Raw genomic sequence first — 1,474 nt, 5'->3', positions numbered from 1 at the left:
GAGCAGGGCATGTATGCTGGCACTGCGCCGGTGTCTTGGGGGAAATGATCCAGCGATTCGCGCAATGCTTGACGGTTTGATGTGGCGCAAGGTCGATACATGGAATCAATTGCGCGTATGTTTGATCCCTTGCCCATGACCGAGCCGGTAAATTTCTCCCAACTAGGTCAGATTCGTTTCATTTACTGTAGTCATTGACAGGCAATCTGCGAAGGCGAGATACAGCTTTGTAACTTGATTCATACGCTGCTGCTCGCCTGTGAGCACCGCCAGGATACGATAGGCAAGATGACTAAGAGCATTGGCAAACTTGAGTATCTTTTCCGCCAGTGGTAGAGGAAAACCTTCCTTTGTGCGGCTCAGAGGATGAATGCCAGTGTGCACGAACGAATTCAGCGCATGGCGTGAATATTGGTTGAACTCCGTCAGTGGCTGTGTAAGTCCAGCGGGCCCAGTCTTTTGTACTGCTGCCAGCATTTCAAGATGTCCCGGTAGCCCCTTGGCTGCTTGCTCAGCCTCACTTTCCAAGGGCTGTGCCAACTTATCCACCTGGACGGGCGTGGCCGCGAAAAGCAGCCATGCTGCTTTGAGAAGCGCTTCGTACTGCAGACGCAATAGCGCAGCGCCAGTATTTGGCGCCCCAATCTCAAATGCTTTCCTGAGCACCGATCCGTGTTCCAGGGAGACCATGGCTGCAGCGGCTACGAGTTCCAATTTAGGGTCGCTATCAGCCAATCGTAGTTCCAGTTCAGGAAATTCTGCGAGCAGTGCAAGTTCAAACTCTGCCGAGCGTTGCAAGAGGCTTTCGATATTAGGCGACATAGATGGCAGAATGAGGAGGTTCATGCGCATAAAAGGGCGCTATGGAGTAGCTATCGTAACGCAAATATATTCAATGTGGCCTTCCCTCTCCATTGATCGTCACCAGAAGCTTAAACTCTCCTGATCCATAGTTCTAAAAAGATGATGAACTGATGGATCGGTATGGGGCCACCGGTGTTCGGCCAGGCGCCTGGTGTGCGATCTCGTAACTGCCTGCTCCAACGACAACATCGGGCACGAGCCGTCTGTCCCCCTGCCCATTACTCCATCACGCGTTGAGCTAAGCGACAAAATCCGCGTCGACCTCTGTGGCCTCGCCGCTTTGCTCAACTATCTAAAGCTTTACCCCCCCATTCCACTACGGGCCATCGGTGCAAAAACACCTATCCAGACGCGCAAAGAATGGCAGCAAAAGAAGCCGGACCTATTCGTAAAGCGCGTTTATGATTAAACGGGACTAGGCGCATACTCCCCCTTACCTCAGGCGGAGGTTAGGCCATTGCCACTATCGTCGGTGTGCCGAGTTGGGTGAAGCGGTTGTGCGTAACATTACTGAAGCGATACGATGTTTTTGCTCAGGAGGCTGGCAATGGTTGTATCGATTGCCTGCGATGTATGCCCCGTCAGTTCATCGCGCAGACCAGCGATTGAC

General features: G+C 52.6%; 1 protein-coding gene and 1 pseudogene. One reads left to right on the top strand and one right to left on the bottom strand.

The window, feature by feature from the left end; translation table 11 throughout:
* Nucleotides 1-162: 162 nt before the first annotated feature.
* Nucleotides 163-852, bottom strand: a complete 690-nt coding sequence (locus AC0V2Y_RS28525; protein ID WP_475417765.1) for a DUF6988 family protein — start codon at nucleotides 850-852, stop codon at nucleotides 163-165.
* 292 nt (nucleotides 853-1,144) lie between these two features.
* Between AC0V2Y_RS28525 and AC0V2Y_RS28520 the strand changes: the two are divergent.
* Nucleotides 1,145-1,273, top strand: a pseudogene (locus tag AC0V2Y_RS28520) (IS481 family transposase); the annotation flags it as partial.
* Nucleotides 1,274-1,474 lie beyond the last annotated feature (201 nt).

This window comes from Janthinobacterium sp. BHSEK (assembly GCF_056174685.1).
The sequence above is the reverse complement of the archived record's forward strand: the minus strand, read 5'-3'. Positions and strand labels throughout refer to the sequence as shown.

Excerpts from the sequence above, each read along its gene's own strand:
- AC0V2Y_RS28525 (WP_475417765.1), bottom strand. The coding sequence starts at position 852 with ATGCGCATGAACCTCCTCATTCTGCCATCTATGTCGCCTAATATCGAA.